The organism is Streptomyces sp. LS-MS-L19 (genome assembly GCF_058382285.1).
Window position 1 is genome coordinate 2,555,249 of the sequence record NZ_JBYCLL010000001.1, and the last position, 16,232, is coordinate 2,571,480.

Below are 16,232 nucleotides of genomic sequence, written 5' to 3' on the forward strand. Positions count from 1 at the left end.
CGGCCGCTGTCCCCGGGGCGCCGTACACTGGGCGGAGCGAGAAGCGTGGATGGGGACGAGTAGCGGCGTACGCAGCCCAGAGCGACCCGGGGACGGTGGAAGCCCGGGGGCGAGCGCGACGTGAAGATCACCCCGGAGCCGCCGGAAGAAACCCCCAGCAGGGGGCGTAGACCCGGCATCGCGACCCCAATGAGGGGGCTCACCGGCACACACCCCGTGTCGGCGGGCCAAGGAGGGTGGTACCGCGGGAGCGCGCCGAGACCGGCGTAGAGAACAAGGCTCTCGTCCCTCCGGACGGAAGGCAGCACATCCGCCGGAGGAAGACTGATGACGCAGTACCGCCAGGTGCCCGCCCAGGTCGACCTGCCCGCGCTCGAGCACGCGGTGCTCGACTTCTGGCGCGAGCAGAAGATCTTCGCCAAGACCCTGGAGCAGTCCGAGGGCCGCCCCGAGTGGGTGTTCTACGAGGGCCCGCCCACCGCCAACGGCATGCCGGGCGCGCACCACATCGAGGCCCGCGTCTTCAAGGACGTCTTCCCCCGCTTCCGCACCATGCGCGGCTACCACGTGGCCCGCAAGGCCGGCTGGGACTGCCACGGCCTGCCGGTGGAGCTCGCGGTGGAGAAGGAGCTCGGCTTCTCCGGCAAGCAGGACATCGAGAAGTACGGCATCGCCGAGTTCAACGCCAAGTGCCGCGAGTCGGTGACCCGCCACACCGACGCCTTCGAGGCGCTCACGACCCGCATGGGCTACTGGACCGACCTCCAGGACCCCTACCGCACGATGGACCCCGAGTACATCGAGTCGGTCTGGTGGTCGCTGAAGACGATCTTCGAGAAGGGCCTGCTGGTCCAGGACCACCGCGTCGCCCCCTGGTGCCCCCGCTGCGGCACCGGCCTCTCGGACCACGAGCTGGCGCAGGGCTACGAGACGGTCGTGGACCCGTCCGTGTACGTCCGTTTCCCGCTCACCTCCGGTCCGCTCGCCGGCGAGGCAGCGCTCCTGGTGTGGACGACGACCCCCTGGACCCTGGTGTCCAACACGGCGGTCGCCGCGCACCCGGAGGTCACCTACGTCGTCGCGACCAACGGCGAGGAGAAGCTCGTCGTCGCCGAGCCGCTGCTCGCCAAGGCGCTCGGCGAGGGCTGGGAGACCACCGGCCGATCCTTCACCGGCGCCGAAATGGAGCGCTGGACCTATCAACGTCCGTTCGAGCTGGTCGAGTTCCCGGAACCGGCACATTTCGTCGTCAACGCGGAGTACGTGACGACCGAGGACGGTACGGGCCTGGTCCACCAGTCCCCCGCCTTCGGTGAGGACGACCTCAAGGTCTGCCGCGCCTACGGCCTGCCGGTCGTGAACCCGGTCCGCCCGGACGGCACCTTCGAGGAGGACGTCCCCCTGGTGGGCGGCGTCTTCTTCAAGAAGGCGGACGAAAAGCTCACCGAGGACCTCCAGCAGCGCGGCCTCCTCTTCCGGCACATCCCGTACGAGCACAGCTACCCGCACTGCTGGCGCTGCCACACCGCGCTCCTCTACTACGCGCAGCCGTCCTGGTACATCCGCACCACGGCCATCAAGGACCGTCTCCTCCAGGAGAACGAGAACACCAACTGGTTCCCGGACACCGTCAAGCACGGCCGGTACGGCGACTGGCTGACCAACAACATCGACTGGGCGCTGTCCCGCAACCGCTACTGGGGCACCCCGCTGCCGATCTGGCGCTGCGAGGACGACCACCTCACGGTCGTCGGCTCCCGCGCGGAGCTCACCGAGCTGTCCGGCACGGACCACTCCGGCCTCGACCCGCACCGCCCGTTCATCGACGAGGTCACCTTCGCCTGCCCCCAGGACGGCTGCGGAAAGACGGCCACGCGCGTGCCGGAGGTCATCGACGCCTGGTACGACTCGGGTTCGATGCCGTTCGCGCAGTGGGGCTACCCGTACAAGAACAAGGAACTGTTCGAGTCCCGCTACCCGGCGCAGTTCATCTCCGAGGCCATCGACCAGACGCGCGGCTGGTTCTACACGCTGATGGCCGTCGGCACCCTGGTCTTCGACAAGTCGTCGTACGAGAACGTCGTCTGCCTCGGCCACATCCTCGCCGAGGACGGCCGCAAGATGTCCAAGCACCTGGGCAACACCCTGGAGCCGATCCCGCTGATGGACCGGCACGGCGCGGACGCGGTGCGCTGGTTCATGGCGGCCGGCGGCTCCCCGTGGGCGGCCCGCCGGGTGGGCCACGGCACCATCCAGGAGGTCGTCCGCAAGACGCTCCTGACGTACTGGAACACGGTCGCCTTCCAGGCCCTGTACGCCCGCACGTCGAACTGGGCGCCCAGCGCGGCCGACCCGGCCCCGGCCGACCGCCCGGTCCTGGACCGCTGGCTGCTGTCCGAACTGCACGCCCTGACCGACCAGGTGACCCAGTCCCTGGAGGCCTACGACACCCAGCGCGCCGGCAAGCTCCTCTCGGCGTTCGTCGACGACCTGTCCAACTGGTACGTACGACGGTCCCGGCGCCGCTTCTGGCAGGGCGACAAGGCCGCGCTGCGCACCCTGCACGAGGTCGTCGAGACGGTCACCAAGCTGATGGCCCCGCTGACCCCGTTCATCACCGAGCGGGTCTGGCAGGACCTGGTGGTGCCCGTCACCCCGGGCGCCCCGGAGTCGGTGCACCTGACCTCCTGGCCGGAGGCGGACCTCTCCGCGATCGACCCGGAGCTGTCGAGGCAGATGGTCCTGGTGCGCCGGCTCGTCGAGCTGGGCCGGGCCACGCGCGCGGAGTCGGGTGTGAAGACCCGCCAGCCGCTGTCCCGGGCGCTGATCGCGGCGACCGGTTTCGACGCCCTCGACCGTGAACTGCACGCGCAGATCACCGAGGAACTGAACGTGAGCTCGCTCGCGTCCCTCTCCGAGGTCGGCGGCAGCCTGGTCGACACCACCGCGAAGGCCAACTTCCGCGCCCTGGGCAAGCGGTTCGGCAAGCGCGTCCAGGACGTGGCCAAGGCCGTCGCGAACGCCGACGCGGCCGCGCTCTCCCTCGCCCTGCGCGAGGGCACGGCGTCGGTCGAGGTCGACGGTGAGACCATCACGCTCGCCCCCGACGAGGTGATCATCACGGAGACCCCGCGCGAGGGCTGGTCGGTGGCGTCCGACTCGGGTGCCACGGTCGCCCTGGACCTGGAGATCACCGAGGAGCTCCGCCAGGCGGGCCTCGCCCGTGACGCGATCCGCCTGATCCAGGAGGCCCGCAAGAACAGCGGCCTCGACGTGGCCGACCGGATCGCGCTGCGCTGGACGTCCACCGACCCGGCCGTGATCGCGGCGCTCACCGAGCACGCGGGGCTGATCTCCGACGAGGTCCTGGCGACGGACTTCGCGCAGGGAGAGGCGGACGGCTCCTACGGTGAGCCGTTCACCGACGAGGGCCTGTCCCTGACGTTCCGGCTGCGCAAGGCGTAAGCCTCCGGGACACGAAGGCCCGGCCTCCCCTTGAGGAGGCCGGGCCTTCGTCTTGACCGTCATGGTGATCAACACGCGTAAAAGGGAGGGGCCCCGGATCGAAATCCGGGGCCCCTCCCTGAACGCTGCCGACGCCTAAGGCGTATAAGAGGCCGTCAGTTGTCGTCCTCGTCGATGAGGAAGCCACGCATCGGCGACGGAGCCTGGCCCATCGGGCCGGGGCCCTGCGGCCGTACCGGCGCCATCGGCTGGGTCATGGCGGGCGACATCTGCTGCTGGCCGCCGTAGGACGGAGCGGCCGGCGAAGGACCGCCGCCCATGCCACCGGGGTTGCCGCCGTACGACGGGGCGCTCGCACCGGCCGGAGCCATGGAAGGCGCCGGGGACGGCGGCAGCGACGCGGTCGCCGGGGTACGCGGCGGAGCCAGCGAGTCGTCGGCCTGGGTCTCCAGCTGACGCAGCTGCGACTCGAGGTACGACTTCAGACGCGTGCGGTACTCGCGCTCGAAGCCGCGCAGGTCCTCGACCTTGCGCTCCAGCGTGGCGCGAGCGGACTCGAGCGAGCCCATCGCGACGCGGTGCTTCTCCTGCGCGTCCCGCTCCAGGGCGTCGGCCTTGGCACGGGCGTCACGCTCGAGGCCCTCGGCACGCGAACGCGCCTCGCCCACGATCTTGTTGGCCTCGGAGCGGGCCTCGGCGATCGCCTGGTCGGCGGTCTGCTGGGCCAGCGAGAGGACTCGGGCGGCGCTGTCGCCACCAGGGCCCTGACCGGGGCCGCCCATCGGACCGCCCATGGGGCCGCCCATCGGGCCACCCATCTGCTGCTGCATGGGCGGCTGACCGCCCATGGTGCCCTGGCCCATCGGACCCTGGCCCATGGGGCCCTGGCCCATCGGACCCTGACCCATCGGTCCGGGACCCTGCGGGCCGCCCTGGCCGCTGGGACCGGCGGGCAGCTGCGGCGCACCGCTCGGCAGCTGGGGCGGACCACCCATGGGGCCACCCATCTGCTGCTGCGGCGGCCCAGATATGCCGGCCGGTACGGGGGCGCCGGGACCGGGTCCACGCATGCCCTGCTGCGGCATCCCCTGTCCGGGCATGCCACCCTGCTGCTGCATGCCGCCCTGCGGTCCGTCCTGCTCCGGGGGCTTGCGCATGTTCTGCTGGTTCTGGGCAGCAGCGCGCGTGGCCGCGGCCAGTTTGGCGCGCAGGTCCTCGTTCTCGCGGAGCAGGCGCGTCAGTTCGGCTTCGACCTCGTCGAGGAAGGCATCGACCTCGTCCTCGTCATAGCCTTCTCGGAGGCGGACGGTCGTGAACTGCTTGTTCCGCACGTCCTCGGGGGTCAACGGCATCTCTTCACCTCAACGTAGTCGTCGGCATTCGGCAAGACCGTATCGTTCACAGCCGGCTCACGACGGAGATCAGGATGTAGACGATGATCATCAGTACGAAGAAGGACAGGTCGAGCGCCACGCCCCCGAGACGCAACGGCGGGATAACCCGCCGCAGAAGCTTGAGCGGTGGATCAGTGACAGTGTAGGTGGCCTCCAGAACGACCACCATCGCCTTGCCGGGTTGCCACGAGCGGGCGAACTGGAAGACATAGTCCATGACCAACCGGAAGATGAGCACGATGAGGAAACACATCAGCGCGATGTAGATCACCTGAACGACCACGCTCATTGCTGGTGCTTCCCTCTCCCCTGTTTCCGTGCTGCTGGGTACTGCTTTGTCCTGCTGTTTCCGGTCGTGCGTCTCAGCTCTGGTTGAAGAACCCGCCCTCTGCGATGCGGGCCTTGTCCTCCGCCGTGACATCGACGTTAGCAGGCGACAACAGGAACACCTTCTGCGTCACCCGCTCGATGCTGCCGTGAAGACCAAACACCAAACCGGCCGCAAAGTCGACAAGTCGCTTCGCGTCTGTGTCATCCATCTCAGTCAGATTCATGATCACCGGGGTGCCCTCACGGAAGTGTTCCCCGATGGTACGGGCCTCGTTGTAGGTCCGGGGGTGAAGTGTGGTGATCCGGTAAGGCTCTCGTTCCGACACGACCTTGGGCATGATCACCGGTGCGTTCTTCTCCAGGCTTGCGCGCTCTTGTGTGATGGATGCCACGGGCGCGATGCGCGCGGGGCGCACCGATTCCGCGGCGAGCGAAGCGGATCGCGGCACGGGGTCGCGCTGCACCGAGGGCTGCACGACTCTGACCGATTCGTCCCTTTCGGGCTGAAGTGCCTGATGTGACTGGTGAGACGGCTCATGCCGTCGCCGGTCCCGCTCGGGCTCCGGGTCGAGTTCGGGCTCGAAGTCGTCGTCGGGGTCAAAACCACGGCCGTCGTACCCATCGTCCTCCACGAGGCCGAGGTAGACCGCCATCTTGCGCATCGCGCCGGCCATTCTCTGAGTCCTCCGCTCTGTGGTGGATCGACTGACGACTGCCAAGTGCCCGCGATCCACGAGGTCGTTAATGCCGCCTTCCGGCGGTAATGACCATATTTTCTGCTGTGGTCCGACTTCCTGGCGACGTTACCCGAGCCTGGGGCGGACTCCGAGTACCGCGGTGCCGACGCGCACATGTGTCGCTCCGGCCGCCACGGCCTGTTCGAGGTCCGCACTCATCCCTGCCGAGACCATGTTCGCAGCCGGATGGGCTCGGCGCAGGTCGGTCGACAAATCCATCAACCGCTCGAACGCCGCCTGTTCGCGTCCCGCGTACTCCCCGGTGAGCGGAGCGACGGTCATCAGTCCGTCGAGCCGCAGCCCCGGAGCCCCGGCCACGAGATCGGCCAACTCCCCGATCCCGCCCGGCGCCACACCTCCCCGCTCCCCTCGCTCGCTCGAACCGGCGTCGAGAGCGACCTGGATCAGGCAGCCCACTTCACGCCCGGCCTTCACGGCCTCCTTGGAGAGAGCCGTCACCAGCTTGGAACGATCGACGGACTGCACCAGATCCGCATAACCCACAACAGATCGCACCTTGTTGGTCTGCAACTGGCCAACAAAGTGCCAAGTAAGGGGCAGATCGGAGCATTCGGCGGCCTTGGGCGCCGCGTCCTGGTCCTTGTTCTCGGCGACGTGCCGCACCCCGAGCTCGGCGAGGATCCGCACATCGCTCGCGGGGTAGGTCTTGGTGACCACGATGAGGGTCACCTCGTCACGCCCGCGCCCGGCGGCGGCGCACGCGGCGGCGATGCGCTCCTCCACTTTCGCCAGATTCGCGGCGAGTTCGTCCTTACGGTCCGTCATGCCCCATCAGCCCAGCCAGACATATCCCGCGAGTCGCCCCGTGGTGCGCTCGCGGCGGTAGGAGAAGTGGTCGTCCGACTCGATCGTGCACACCGGCGACTGCTGCCGGTCGCGCACTCCGAGCCGGTCGAGTTGCGCGTGCACTCCGGCGGTCACGTCGACCGCGGGGGTGCCCCAACTCGTCTCGGCGTGCGCCGCGGGTTCGACGGCGGCGACGTCGGCGCGCATCTCCTCGGGCACTTCGTAGCACTTGCCGCAGACGGCGGGCCCGGTGCGGGCGACGATCCGGGCGGGATCGGCGCCGAGTCCGGTCATCGCGCGTAGCGCGGCGGGGACGACTCCGGCGACCATGCCGGGCCGGCCGGCGTGGGCCGCCGCGACGATCCCGGCGACCGGGTCGGCGAGCAGCACCGGAGTGCAGTCGGCGGTCAGGACGGCGAGGGCGAGACCGCGTTCGGCGGTGACGATCGCGTCGACCCGGGGCACCGGCCGCTCACCCCACGGCGCGGAGACCACCTCGACGTCCGCACCGTGCACCTGGTTCATCCAGACCACCCTTGCCGGGTCGAGCCCGAGCGACTTGGCGGCCAGTTCGCGGTTGGTCCCTACGGCCTCGGGGTCGTCGCCGACCGCTCCGCCGAGGTTGAGCTCCTCATACGGAGCGGCGCTCACCCCGCCCCACCGGTCGGTGAAGGCGAAGTGCGCGCCGCTCACGCTCTCGCGCTGTCCTATCACTTCAGGAAGTCCGGCACGTCCAGTTCCTCGGCCGCGCTGTCGGAGTAGCTCCGCGACGGCGGTACCGGCGGGGCGACCGGGAGGTCGGCGACCGGCTCGGGCGCGGGCTCCGGGTCCTCCTTCGGCGTGACGCTGCCGAGCGAGCCGAAGGACGGACGGCTCTCGGGCTGCCGTACCGGAGTGGGCTCGTCGCGGCGGGCCGAGGAGGCGGACGAGCCCATGACGGTCTCGCGGCGGGCCGGCGGCTGGCCGCCGTCGAAGCCGGCGGCGATCACGGTGACGCGGACCTCGTCGCCGAGGGCGTCGTCGATGACCGCACCGAAGATGATGTTGGCCTCGGGGTGGGCGGCCTCGCTGACCAGCTGGGCGGCTTCGTTGATCTCGAACAGGCCGAGGTCGGAGCCGCCGGAGATGGAGAGCAGCACACCGCGGGCGCCGTCGATGGACGCCTCCAGGAGCGGCGAGGAGATCGCCATCTCGGCCGCGGCCACCGCGCGGTCGTCGCCGCGGGCGGAGCCGATGCCCATGAGGGCCGAACCGGCCTCGGACATGACCGACTTGACGTCGGCGAAGTCGAGGTTGATCAGACCGGGGGTGGTGATGAGGTCGGTGATGCCCTGGACACCGGAGAGCAGGACCTGGTCGGCCGACTTGAAGGCGTCGAGCACCGAGACCTGGCGGTCCGAGATGGACAGCAGCCGGTCGTTGGGGATGACGATGAGGGTGTCGACCTCTTCGCGGAGCTCCGCGATGCCGTCCTCGGCCTGGTTGGCGCGGCGCCGGCCCTCGAAGGTGAACGGGCGGGTGACCACGCCGATGGTGAGGGCGCCCAGCGAGCGGGCGATGTTGGCCACGACGGGCGCGCCGCCGGTGCCGGTGCCGCCGCCCTCACCGGCCGTCACGAAGACCATGTCGGCCCCCTTGAGGACCTCCTCGATCTCCTCGCGGTGGTCCTCGGCGGCCTTGCGGCCGACGGCCGGGTTGGCGCCGGCGCCGAGTCCGCGGGTGAGTTCGCGGCCGACGTCGAGCTTGACGTCGGCGTCGCTCATCAACAGCGCCTGCGCGTCGGTGTTGATGGCGATGAACTCGACGCCCTTGAGACCGACCTCGATCATCCGGTTGATGGCATTGACACCACCGCCGCCGACACCGATGACTTTGATGACTGCGAGGTAGTTCTGCGGTGCTGCCACGTCGAAGGCCTCTCGCCTCGAGTTACGTGTCGCCGAACCAACGAGGCACTGCTGCCTCGCGATCCGCCGACTGATGCCGAATGGGACGGTCCGTAGCGCCGACCCGAACCCTAACGCTGAAGTTTAGGGTTACCAGTGTGTCTGTTCCCTGGAGTCTTCTGAACAGGACACTAAGTCGACAAGTGGCGCACGTTCAACGAACACGCCGAACCTCCCGTTTTTCTTTTCACCCTATGTGATCAGCCGTAGCAGTGCCCAACCAGGGTGCTGGCCTGCGCTGATGTGCGTCAACTCCCCGATGACGCGGGGGCGGTGGGAACGCTGACGTCGAAGTGCCGTGCGTCGGGGGCCGCTTTGACGAGAGCGGTGAGCGTACGGGCCTTCGCGGCACCCTTCTCGCTGCTCCCCCACGCGACGGTCCGGCCGTCGTTCATCACCAGCAAGATGTCGTCGTAGGAACGCACCTTGACGGAACGCGTGGCGCGCGCGACGAAGGCCGGAATGTCACCCGCCACGCGCACCGCCTCACGCACCAGCCGGTCCTCTCCGAAGCGGCGCAGGCTCGCGGCGCGGGAGCCCGGCTGGGAGAGCGTCATTTGCAGTGCGGGGACGCCTTTCGGGGCTACGGAAACCGTGGCGAAACGGACACCGTCATCGTCCACTTCGACAAACTTTCCGCCCTTTTGGACAAGCAGAACCGGAGTTCGCTCGGTCACTTTCAGCCCGATTCCATGGGGCCAGGAACGGCTGACGTCAACCGAGTCAATTCGGGGCAATTTCCGGCGCAGTCGTGCCTCGATCGCATCGGTGTCGACGGAAATCAGCGGCGATCCGAGGGGCACGTCGGCGGCCTCGCTCACCTGCTTCGGGGTGAGCACCCTGGTCCCGGAGACCGAAACGCGTTCGACGCGCAGCCACTGGGAGCCGTACAACAGCCAGACGGTGCCCGCGGAGAGCAGGACGAGCACCACGGCGAGGATGATGATCACACGAAGCCGACGCACCCTCAACCGCCGGGCGGACGGCGGGCCGGACGACTCCTGCTGGCGTTCACCGCGCTCGGCGGTCGTCGGTCCGGCCACGCTTCCTGCCCTTCGTACACGGGTCCTAACGGCGCTGCGAGGCGATCGCCTCGTAGACCATGCCGACGAGCAGGTCGTCGGCGTCCCGGCGGCCGAACTCGGCGGCGGCGCGGGACATCTCGTACAGCCGGTGCGGGTCGGCGAGCACGGGCAGGACGTTGGCCCGGACCCAGTCCGGCGTCAGTTCCGCGTCGTCGACCAGCAGTCCGCCGCCGGCCTTGACCACCGGCTGGGCGTTCAGCCGCTGTTCGCCGTTGCCGATGGGCAGCGGGACGTAGGCGGCCGGGAGTCCGACGGCGGAGAGTTCGGCGACGGTCATCGCGCCCGCACGGCAGAGCATCATGTCGGCCGCGGCGTACGCGAGGTCCATCCGGTCCAGGTAACTTACCGGGATGTAGGGGGGCATTCCCGGCATCTGCTGTACATGCGGCAGTTCGTTCTTCGGGCCGACCGCGTGCAGGATCTGGATCCCGGCCTGCTGGAGCCAGGGCGCGACCTGCTGGACGACCTCGTTGAGGCGCCGGGCGCCCTGCGAGCCGCCGGAGACCAGCAGCGTGGGCAGGTTGGGGTCGAGGCCGAACATCGCGCGGGCCTCGGGACGGGCGGCGGCCCGGTCCAGGGTGGCGATGGTGTGGCGCAGCGGGATGCCGATGTACCGGGAGTTGCGCAGCTTGCTGTCCGGCGTGGCGACGGCGACCTGGGCGGCGTACCGGGAGCCGATCTTGTTGGCGAGGCCGGGGCGGGCGTTGGCCTCGTGGATCACGATCGGCACGCCGAGGCGCTTGGCGGCGAGGTAGCCGGGCAGCGCGACATAGCCGCCGAAGCCGACGACCGCGTCGGCCTTGGTGCGCTCCAGGATCTGCTCGGTGGCCTTGATCGTGCCGCGCAGCCGGCCCGGCACGGTGATCAGCTCGGGGGTGGGCTTACGGGGCAGCGGGACGGCCGGGATGAGAGCGAGCTCGTAGCCGCGCTGCGGGACGAGCTTGGTCTCCAGACCCCGTTCCGTGCCCAGGGCCGTGATCCCCACTCCCGGGTCCTGCCTGCGCAGGGCGTCCGCGAGGGCGAGCGCGGGCTCGATGTGGCCGGCGGTCCCCCCACCGGCGAGTACGACATGCACCGAAATTCACCGCTCTCCGGACGAACGCGCCGAGGGGGCGCGCCGTCGCATCGTGTTCCATCTCCGAGGCCCCCGTGCCGGCACGGCGCCTCCCGCCCGCTTTTTACCAAAGCGAGGTTGCCGCATCGACAGCGCCGCCCGCGCAGCGGGGTCGTCCCGCGCGAAGGCGATCAGCAGCCCGATGGCGAACATGGTCGGCAGCAGGGCGGACCCTCCGTAGGAGAACAGCGGGAGCGGGACGCCGGCGATCGGCAGCAGACCGAGCACCGCACCGATGTTGATCACTGCCTGAGCGGTGATCCAGGTGGTCACGCCTCCCGCGGCATACCTCACGAAGGGGTCCTCCGTGCGTCCGGCCACGCGGATACCCGCATAGCCTAGAGCCGCGAAGAGGGCGAGCACCGACAGCGTCCCCGCGAGGCCCAGTTCCTCACCCGTGACGGCGAAGATGAAGTCCGTGTGGGCTTCAGGGAGTTGGCCCCATTTCTCCACACTCGCACCGAGCCCGGAACCGAAGATTCCGCCGGAGGCGAGGGCGTAGATGCCGTGCACGGCCTGCCAGCAGTCGGCGGCGCCCGCCTTGGGCTCGGTGGCGCCGATGCAGGCGAGCCGGGCCATGCGGTTGGGGCTGGTCTTGATCAGGACGAACCCGATGAACGCGGCGACCGACAGCACCCCGACGAACAGCCGGGTCGGGGCCCCCGCGAGCCACAGCAGCCCGAACAGGATCGCCGTCAGGATGATCGCCGTACCCATGTCGCCGCCGAGCATGATCAGCCCGAGCAGCAGGAAGGCGACCGGGACGAGCGGCACCAGCATGTGCTTCCACTGGGTCAGCAGCTTCTTGTCCTGCTTGCGGGCCAGCAGGTCGGCCGCCCACAGCACGAGCGCGAGCTTGCCGAACTCGCTGGGCTGGATCTGGAAGGAGCCGCCGAGCGAGATCCAGTTCTGGTTGCCGTTGACCGACATCCCTATCCCCGGCACCTGCACCAGGGCCATCAGGAACACCGCGCCCGCCAGGATCGGGTAGGCGAGCGCCCGGTGCAGCTTGACCGGCATCCGGGAGGCCACCAGCAGCAGTCCGGCGCCGATGGCGGCGGCCAGGAACTGCTTGCGGAAGAAGAAGGAGCCCGGCAACGACATCTGGAGCGCGGTGATCTGGGAGGCCGAGTAGACCATCACCAGCCCGAGCACGGTGATCAGCAGACTGCCGCCGAGGATCAGGTAGTAGGCGGTCAGCGGACGGTCCCAGGCCTTGCGCGCGCGCGTGTAGAGCCGTAGGACGGGATTCTCGCGTGCGGGCCGGGCAGCGACGGGACGCCTGGCGGCCCGCTGGACGGGAGGCCGGCCTGTACGGCTACTGGACACAGAACACCGCCAGCCCCAACTCCCTAGGGGCGCGGGGAACTGCGCGACCAGCCCCCACGACCCGCAGCCGACCACGAACCGACCACACCCGAGTCACGCGCCCTCCAAGGTTCCTGTGAGCGCCCGCCTTGGCCGAAATCCGCCGTCAGGCGCCGGCGCCCGCGATGTCGCGAACCGCCTCCGCGAACGCCTCACCGCGCTTGTTGTAGTTGGCGAACATGTCCATCGACGCACAGGCGGGCGCCAACAACACGGTGTCGCCCGCGACGGCGAGACGCGAGGCCTCCTGCACAGCCGCGAGCATCGCACCAGTGTCGGTCCGGTCGAGGTCGACCACGGGTACTTCCGGGGCGTGTCGCGCGAGGGCTTCGCGGATCAGGGCGCGGTCCTGGCCGATCAGGACGACCCCGCGAAGTCGCTTTGCCGACTTGGCGACCAGCTCGTCGAAGGTCGCGCCCTTGGCGAGCCCGCCCGCGATCCACACGATCGACTCGTAGGCCGCCAACGAGGCTTCCGCCGCGTGGGTGTTGGTGGCCTTGGAGTCGTCCACGTACGAAACCCCGTCCACGTCGGCCACGTGGGCGATGCGGTGCGCGTCCGGGGTGAAGTTCCTGAGTCCGTCGCGTACGGCCCTCGGGGGCACCCCGAGAGCGCGTGCGAGGGCGGCCGCGGCAAGGGCGTTGGCGATGTTGTGCGGGGCCGGCGGGTTGACGTCGGAGATCTCGGCGAGCTCCTGGGCGTTCTTGTGCCGGTCCTCGACGAAGGCGCGGTCCACCAGGATGCCTTCCACGACACCGAGTTGGGACGGCCCGGGGGTGCCGAGGGTGAAGCCGATCGCCCGGCAGCCCTCCTCCACGTCCGCCTCGCGCACCAGGTCCTCGGTGGCCTTGTCGGCGACGTTGTAGACGCAGGCGACCCGATTGCCCTCGTAGACACGGCCCTTGTCGCGCGCGTACGCCTCCATGGAGCCGTGCCAGTCGAGGTGGTCCGGCGCGAGGTTCAGGACGGCCGCGGAGTGGGCGCGCACGGAGGGCGCCCAGTGGAGCTGGTAGCTCGACAACTCCACGGCGAGGACGTCGTACTGCTCGTCGCCGAGCACCGCGTCCAGCACGGAGACGCCGATGTTGCCGACGGCGGCCGTACGCAGGCCCGCGGCCTTCAGGATCGACGCCAGCATCTGGGTGGTGGTCGTCTTGCCGTTGGTGCCGGTGATCGCGAGCCAGGGGGCCGCGTCGGGGCCCCTGAGCCGCCAGGCGAGTTCGACGTCGCCCCAGATCTCGACGCCGGCCGCGCGGGCCGCCGTGAAGAGCGGCTTGTCCGGCTTCCAGCCCGGTGCGGTGACGACGAGTTCGGTGCCGTCCGGCAGGGTCGCGCCGTCGCCGAGCCGGACGGTGACGCCGAGCGCCTCCAACTCGGCGGCCTGCTCACGCGCGCGTGCGTCGTCGCCGTCGTTGACGACGGTGACGTGCGCCCCGCGCGCGTGCAGCACCTTGGCCGCCGGGATGCCGGAGACGCCGAGCCCGGCGACGGTGACGTGCGTGCCCTGCAGGTCGATCACTTCTCTGCTGCCCATCCCGCGTAGAAGAGACCCAGTCCGACGATCACACAGATGCCCTGGATGATCCAGAAACGGACCACGACCAGGACCTCGGACCAGCCCTTGAGTTCGAAGTGGTGCTGGAGCGGGGCCATCCGGAAGACGCGCTTGCCGGTGAGCCGGAAGGAGCCGACCTGGATGACGACCGACATGGTGATGAGAACGAACAGACCGCCCATGATGGCGACCAGGAGTTCGGTGCGGGACAGGATCGCGAGGCCGGTCAGGACACCGCCGAGGGCGAGCGAACCGGTGTCACCCATGAAGATCTTGGCCGGCGAGGTGTTCCACCACAGGAAGCCGAGGCAGGCGCCCATCAGCGCGGAGGCGATCACGGCGAGGTCGAGCGGATCGCGCACCTCGTAGCAGGCGTTGGGGTTGGTCAGGGTGCCCGCGTTGGCGCAGGACTCCTGGAACTGCCAGACGCCGATGAACGTGTAGGCACCGAAGACGAGCACGGAGGCGCCGGTGGCGAGGCCGTCCAGACCGTCGGTGAGGTTCACGCCGTTCGACATCGCGAGGATCATGAACAGCGCCCAGACCACGAACAGGATCGGGCCGATCTTCCAGCCGAAGTCGGTGATGAACGACAGCTTGGTGGAGGCCGGGGTGTTGCCCCGGGCGTCCGGGAACATCAGCGCGAGCACCGCGAAGCTGATGCCGACGATCAGCTGGCCGGCCATCTTCGCCTTGGCCCGCAGGCCCAGCGAACGCCGCTTGACGATCTTGATGTAGTCGTCGAGGAAGCCGACGAGACCCATGCCGCACATCAGGCCGAGCACCAACAGGCCCGAGTAGGTGGGCGGGTAGCCGGTGATGACCTTGGACAGGAAGTACGCCACGACGGTCGCCAGGATGAAGGCGATACCGCCCATCGTCGGCGTACCGCGCTTGCTGGCGTGCTCGCGCGGGCCGTCGTCGCGGATGTACTGGCCGTAACCCTTGCGCGCGAGCAGCTTGATCAGCAGCGGAGTGCCGACCAGGGTCAGAAAGAGACCGATGACTCCTGAGAACAGGATCTGCTTCATCATCGGGCGGCAACCTCACCCTCGGCGTCGAGCAGCGCCTGGGCGACGCTCTCCAGGCCGACCGAACGGGACGCCTTCACGAGGACGACGTCTCCCGGGCGCAACTCGCTGCGCAGCAGGTCGACCGCCGCCTGTGCGTCGGACACGTGCACCGACTCCTCACCCCACGAACCCTCGTTATATGCGCCCAGTTGCAGCCAGGACGCTTCCCTGCCCCCGACCGCGACGAGCTTGCCGACATTGAGCCGGACGGCGAGCCGTCCGACCGCGTCGTGCTCGGCGAGCGCCTCGTCCCCGAGCTCGGCCATCTTGCCGAGCACCGCCCAGGTCCGCCGCCCCTTGCCCATCGCCGCGAGCGCGCGCAAGGCCGCTCGCATGGACTCGGGGTTCGCGTTGTAGGCGTCGTTGACGATGGTCACGCCGTCCGGGCGCTCGGTGACCTCCATACGCCAGCGGGAGAGGGAGCCCGCCTCGGAGAGCGCGGTGGCGATCTCGGTTGCGGACATGCCCAGCTCATGGGCGACGGCGGCCGCGGCGAGCGCGTTCGACACGTGGTGCTCACCGTACAGGCGCATGGTCACTTCGCTTGCACCGGAGGGTGTGTGGAGCATGAAGGCGGGCTGTCCGCTGTCCATGAGTCGCACGTTCTCGGCGCGTACGTCCGCTTCGCCGGACTCTCCGAAAAGGAGCACCTTCGCCTTCGTACGGGAGGCCATGGCCCGTACGAGCGGATCGTCGGCGTTGAGGATCGCCGCGCCGTCCTCCGGCAGTGCTTCCACGAGTTCGCCCTTGGCCTGCGCGATCTGCTCGCGGCCGCCGAACTCGCCGATGTGGGCGGAGCCGACGTTCAGGACGAGGCCGATCCTCGGGGGCGTCAGATCGGTGAGGTAGGCGATGTGCCCGATGCCTCGGGCGCCCATCTCCAGGACGAGGAACCGGGTTTCCGCGGTGGCGGTGAGCGCGGTGAGCGGCAGCCCGATCTCGTTGTTGAGCGAGCCCGGTGTGAACACCGTCGGCGCCTTGCGCCGGAGCACCTGCGCGATCAGGTCCTTGGTGCTGGTCTTCCCGGCCGAGCCGGTGAGGCCGACGAGGGTCGCGCCGAGCCGTCGGACGACATGACGCGCGAGGGCGCCGAGGGCCGTCTGGACGTCGTCGACGACGATCGAGGGCACACCGACGGGGCGTTGGGCCAGCACGGCCACCGCGCCCGCCCGGACGGCCTGCTCCGCGTAGTCGTGGCCGTCGACGCGCTCTCCCACGAAGGCGGCGAACAGACTGCCGTCCGCCACCTGCCGGGAGTCGATGACGACGGGCCCGTGCACCTGCACCGACGGATCCGGTATGTCGTGCGTCTGCCCGCCGACGACTGAGGCGATCTCGGCGAGAGAGAGGGCGATCAC

The 16,232-nt window shown here is 69.5% G+C and carries 13 protein-coding genes; 1 reads left to right on the forward strand and 12 read right to left on the reverse strand.

Annotation, left to right across the window (positions count from 1 at the left end):
• Nucleotides 1-327: 327 nt before the first annotated feature.
• On the forward strand, nucleotides 328-3,465 hold the full coding sequence (ileS, locus tag AC2XR2_RS11305) for an isoleucine--tRNA ligase (protein ID WP_491514950.1): 3,138 nt from the start codon (nucleotides 328-330) through the stop codon (nucleotides 3,463-3,465).
• 155 nt (nucleotides 3,466-3,620) lie between these two features.
• Here the strand turns inward: ileS and AC2XR2_RS11310 are convergent, their stop codons facing one another.
• The 12 genes from AC2XR2_RS11310 to AC2XR2_RS11365 form a co-directional block, all read right to left on the reverse strand.
• Nucleotides 3,621-4,817: a DivIVA domain-containing protein gene (locus AC2XR2_RS11310; RefSeq protein ID WP_330267546.1), complete on the reverse strand. Its 1,197-nt coding sequence runs from the start codon at nucleotides 4,815-4,817 to the stop codon at nucleotides 3,621-3,623.
• Between the two features lie 46 nt (nucleotides 4,818-4,863).
• Nucleotides 4,864-5,148, reverse strand: a complete 285-nt coding sequence (locus AC2XR2_RS11315) for a YggT family protein (RefSeq protein WP_020137460.1) — start codon at nucleotides 5,146-5,148, stop codon at nucleotides 4,864-4,866.
• A gap of 73 nt (nucleotides 5,149-5,221) precedes the next feature.
• A complete protein-coding gene (locus AC2XR2_RS11320) occupies nucleotides 5,222-5,863 on the reverse strand; it encodes a cell division protein SepF (RefSeq protein ID WP_356465918.1) in 642 nt (213 codons plus the stop codon).
• Nucleotides 5,864-5,992: 129 nt separating this feature from the next.
• Complete coding sequence (locus AC2XR2_RS11325; protein ID WP_330267544.1) at nucleotides 5,993-6,712, reverse strand: YggS family pyridoxal phosphate-dependent enzyme; 720 nt, start codon at nucleotides 6,710-6,712, stop codon at nucleotides 5,993-5,995.
• Nucleotides 6,713-6,718: 6 nt separating this feature from the next.
• Nucleotides 6,719-7,447: a peptidoglycan editing factor PgeF gene (gene pgeF / locus AC2XR2_RS11330; protein ID WP_330267543.1), complete on the reverse strand. Its 729-nt coding sequence runs from the start codon at nucleotides 7,445-7,447 to the stop codon at nucleotides 6,719-6,721.
• Complete coding sequence (gene ftsZ, locus AC2XR2_RS11335; protein ID WP_330267542.1) at nucleotides 7,444-8,640, reverse strand: cell division protein FtsZ; 1,197 nt, start codon at nucleotides 8,638-8,640, stop codon at nucleotides 7,444-7,446. Before ftsZ ends, pgeF begins: the two co-directional genes overlap by 4 nt.
• A gap of 287 nt (nucleotides 8,641-8,927) precedes the next feature.
• Nucleotides 8,928-9,722 carry a cell division protein FtsQ/DivIB gene (locus AC2XR2_RS11340; RefSeq protein WP_449352138.1) on the reverse strand — a complete coding sequence of 265 codons (795 nt, stop codon included), beginning with the start codon at nucleotides 9,720-9,722 and terminating at the stop codon, nucleotides 8,928-8,930.
• A 25-nt stretch (nucleotides 9,723-9,747) separates the two neighbouring features.
• On the reverse strand, nucleotides 9,748-10,839 hold the full coding sequence (murG, locus tag AC2XR2_RS11345; protein ID WP_020137454.1) for an undecaprenyldiphospho-muramoylpentapeptide beta-N-acetylglucosaminyltransferase: 1,092 nt from the start codon (nucleotides 10,837-10,839) through the stop codon (nucleotides 9,748-9,750).
• 6 nt (nucleotides 10,840-10,845) lie between these two features.
• Complete coding sequence (gene ftsW / locus AC2XR2_RS11350; protein ID WP_381302891.1) at nucleotides 10,846-12,207, reverse strand: putative lipid II flippase FtsW; 1,362 nt, start codon at nucleotides 12,205-12,207, stop codon at nucleotides 10,846-10,848.
• Between the two features lie 145 nt (nucleotides 12,208-12,352).
• Nucleotides 12,353-13,780: a UDP-N-acetylmuramoyl-L-alanine--D-glutamate ligase gene (gene murD / locus AC2XR2_RS11355; RefSeq protein ID WP_491514951.1), complete on the reverse strand. Its 1,428-nt coding sequence runs from the start codon at nucleotides 13,778-13,780 to the stop codon at nucleotides 12,353-12,355.
• A complete protein-coding gene (mraY, locus tag AC2XR2_RS11360; RefSeq protein ID WP_280894318.1) occupies nucleotides 13,762-14,835 on the reverse strand; it encodes a phospho-N-acetylmuramoyl-pentapeptide-transferase in 1,074 nt (357 codons plus the stop codon). Before mraY ends, murD begins: the two co-directional genes overlap by 19 nt.
• Nucleotides 14,832-16,232 (reverse strand): UDP-N-acetylmuramoyl-tripeptide--D-alanyl-D-alanine ligase, encoded by a 1,401-nt coding sequence (locus tag AC2XR2_RS11365; protein WP_381302893.1) that lies wholly within the window; start codon nucleotides 16,230-16,232, stop codon nucleotides 14,832-14,834. The genes mraY and AC2XR2_RS11365 overlap by 4 nt, the downstream gene beginning before the upstream one ends.